Origin of the sequence: Mesorhizobium sp. M7A.F.Ca.CA.002.04.1.1, assembly GCF_004022805.1 — a bacterium.
In the GTDB taxonomy this organism is placed as follows: domain Bacteria; phylum Pseudomonadota; class Alphaproteobacteria; order Rhizobiales; family Rhizobiaceae; genus Mesorhizobium; species Mesorhizobium ciceri.
Genome location: NZ_RZPL01000650.1, coordinates 1 through 3,297 on the forward strand (window position 1 = coordinate 1; position 3,297 = coordinate 3,297).

Annotated in this window: 5 protein-coding genes; all 5 read left to right on the forward strand. The window is 62.8% G+C overall.

Features of this window, described 5'->3' with window-relative positions; all coding sequences use genetic code 11:
* Positions 1–756, forward strand: a 756-nt coding sequence (locus ENZ75_RS26090; protein WP_128278423.1) for a gentisate 1,2-dioxygenase, incomplete at its 5' end; no start/stop codon positions are given.
* 55 nt (positions 757–811) lie between these two features.
* Positions 812–1,969 carry a hypothetical protein gene (locus tag ENZ75_RS26095; RefSeq protein WP_013529859.1) on the forward strand — a complete coding sequence of 386 codons (1,158 nt, stop codon included), beginning with the start codon at positions 812–814 and terminating at the stop codon, positions 1,967–1,969.
* Positions 1,970–1,975: 6 nt separating this feature from the next.
* Positions 1,976–2,386, forward strand: coding sequence for a RidA family protein (locus ENZ75_RS26100; RefSeq protein ID WP_013529860.1), 411 nt, complete (start codon positions 1,976–1,978; stop codon positions 2,384–2,386).
* Positions 2,387–2,412: 26 nt separating this feature from the next.
* Positions 2,413–3,033: a glutathione S-transferase family protein gene (locus tag ENZ75_RS26105; RefSeq protein WP_128278424.1), complete on the forward strand. Its 621-nt coding sequence runs from the start codon at positions 2,413–2,415 to the stop codon at positions 3,031–3,033.
* The coding region (locus tag ENZ75_RS26110; protein ID WP_245481243.1) for a 3-hydroxyacyl-CoA dehydrogenase NAD-binding domain-containing protein at positions 3,033–3,297 on the forward strand (265 nt) is incomplete at its 3' end. The genes ENZ75_RS26105 and ENZ75_RS26110, both read left to right, overlap by 1 nt.

Here is a 3,297-nt window from a genome sequence, read left to right on the forward strand (position 1 = left end):
GGCAATTTCACCGGCGTCGAGGGCGAAGACGTGGTCTTCGGCCCGGGCGACATGGTGCTGACGCCCAACGACGCCTGGCACAATCATGGCACCGTTGGCGGCGAGCAGGCGGTCAACCTGTCGGTGCTCGACCTGCCGCTGGTCGAAACGCTGCATGCCGTCCATTTCGATCACAAATACACGGAGATGGTCGACGGCAAGGAAGTCGAGAAGAAGGTGCAGACCGCCCGCTACCCCAGCGACTACTCACAGCGCATCTATGGCGAAGGCGGCCTGATGCCGCGTTTCGTCGACCACAAGCGCGGCGGCGGCCTGTCGTCGCCGATGTATGTCTATCGCTGGGAGAAGATGGAAGCGGTTCTCGACGCCCACAAGGATTGGGATGGCGACCCCCATGAAGGCATCGTCATCGACTATGTCGATCCGACGACCGGCGGACCCGTCTTCCACACCATCAATTTCTACGTGCAGATGCTGCGCCCCGGCGAGAAGACCTTGCCGCAGCGCGAGACCGCCAGCCTGCTCTTGGCGCCGTTCCGCGGCAACGGCCATTCGATCATCGACGGCAAACGCTATGACTGGAACCAGTTCGACACCATCGCCATACCCGGCGGTTCCTGGGTCGAGCATGTCAACGGCTCGTCGAGCGAGCCGGTGATCTTCTTCGGCGCCACCGATGCGCCGACGCAGAAGGCGCTGCTCCTCTACAAGCGCTGGGGCCGCAACCAGGCCGGCGATCTGCTCCGTCTCGTCTAGTTCCGGTCCTCCGGCAGGCAATGTCCACGCCGCCATTGGCGGCGTGGACATCGAAATGGAATTTCAGCAGCAAGGGCGTATGCATTTGGTTTCGGCGTTCAACACAAAGCAGATCGGCCATGTCGACTGCCCAGGCGGCGGTCAGGTCTGGGTCGACGGCAACATCCTTTATATCGGCCACATGCGGCCGCCGAGCGGCACGACGCTGGTCGACATTTCCGACCCGCGCAATCCGCGCAAAATTACGACGATCGATGTCCCGCCCGGTTGGCACTCGCACAAGGTGCGCGCCAAGGACGGACTGATGATCATCAACCACGAGCGCTTTGGCGACGCCGGCCCGGCTGATTTCGGCGGCGGACTGGCGCTCTACGACACCACCAAGCCGGCACAGCCGAAGCTCATCTCGAAATGGATAACCGGCGGCAAGGGCGTCCACCGCTACGACTTCGACGGCCGTTACGCCTACATATCGCCGACCGCCGACGGTTATGTCGGCAACATCGTGATGATCCTCGACCTGATCGATCCCGCGAAGCCGGTCGAGGTCGGACGCTGGTGGATACCGGGCCAGTGGACCGGGGGCGGCGAAGAGTATCCTTGGCACGACTATGTCACGCCGCGCTGTCACCATCCGCTGCGAATGGGCGACAGGCTCTATGTCAGCTACTGGCATCATGGCTTGTTCATCCTCGACATTTCGGACATCACCAAGCCGAAGCTGGTCTCGCACGTCAATTCGAGCCCGAGCTTTCCGCATCCCACGCACACCTGCCTGCCGATTCCACAGCCGCTCAAAGGCCGCAACATCATGGTGGTGGCGGACGAGGATGTCGCCAAGCTTCGGCCATCGCCGCCGGCCTTCACCTGGATTTACGACATCACTGATGAGACCAACCCGTTGCCGATCTCGACCTTCCAGGTGCCAGGCCTCGACACGGACGGTTCACCGCAGCCTCAGATGACCGGCTGCCATCAGCCTTCCGAGCGGTTCAATGGAACCGTCATTCCGTTTGCGTGGTTCGCGCAGGGGCTGCGCCTCGTCGACATCGCCGATCCGTTCGCGCCAAAGGAAGTCGGTCATTTCATGCCCGACGCGCCGGAGGGCGCGGAGCGTTCCTCGTCCAACGACGTGACCATCGACGACCGCGGCATCGTCTACCTGATCGATCGCATCCGCGGCGTCGACATCATCGAAACCAGCGTTCTCTAGGGGGATATGTTGAGCGACAGCACGCGAAAATCCGCCAGCCACTACGCCATCGGCAACAAGAACCCGAACCTGCCGTTTCATCCGGCGGTGCGTGCCGGCGATTTCATCTTCGTCTCGGGCCAGGTGCCGAAAGACGAGAATAACAACATGATCAGCGGCACGATCGAAGAAGAGACGCTGGCGACGCTGAAGACCATCGCGCGCGTCATCGCGCATGAAGGCGCGACGCTGTCGGATGTCGTGCGGATCACCACCTATCTCGAGGATACGCGCGATTTCGGCCGCTACAACAAGGCGTTCCTCGAAGGGATCGGCGACGCCGTTCTGGCGCGCACGACCGTCGAGGCAAAAGCGGTCATCAACACCAAGATCGAAATGGACGCCATCGTCTACAAGCCGCTGCCGGCGAGCAAGTAGGCCCTGGACACTAGCGAGGAGAAGACATGTACAAGCTGTTAGGCCGCCAGACATCAGGCAACGTCCAGAAGGTGCTCTTCATGCTCGAAGAGTTGGGAGCGTCCTACAAGCGCGAGGATTATGGCCGCCAGTTCGAGAACACGCAGACGGCGGAATACAAGGCGCTCAACCCGACCTCCAAGGTGCCGACGCTGGTCGACGGCGACACCGTGATCTGGGAGTCCAACACCATCCTGCGCTATCTCGCGGCATTCGGCGGCGAACAGTTGAATGGCGCCACGCCGGCGGAAAAGACCGAGGTCGAGCGCTGGATGGACTTCCTGCTGGCGGCAGTCAATCCGGGCTACCTGGCGGCCTTCAAGGGCGCCAAGCTCACGCCCGAGGAACAGACCGCCGAATACAAGGAACAAGTGAAGGACCTTGTCGCGCAGCTCAAGATCGTCGACGGCCACCTGGCCGGCAAGGGCTTCCTGGCGCTCGGCAAGCTGACCCTTGCCGACATTGCCTGCGCGCCGATCCTGAAGCGCTGCGTCGACTTCAAGATCGACCGGCCGTCAATGCCCAATCTGGAGCGCTGGGTGGCCGCGATCGCCGCTCGGCCGGCCTTCAAGGCGGCAACCACTGCTGCTCCCGCAAAGGCCGCATGATGATCAAGCGCGCCGCTCTCATCGGACTGGGAACGATGGGTCCAGGCATCGCCGCGCGGCTTTCGCGCGGCGGGCTCGATGTGACGGCGTATGACGTTTCGCCAGGGGCAATCGAGCGCGCCCGCGGCATGCTCGATCTTGCCGGCGGCGTGCTCGACCGTCTCGACATCGAGGCGCCCGGGACTGGTGCCGGCAAAGTGCGTTTCGTCGAGACGATCGCCGAGGCCGTCGATGGCGCCGAACTGGTGATCGAGAACGTGCCCG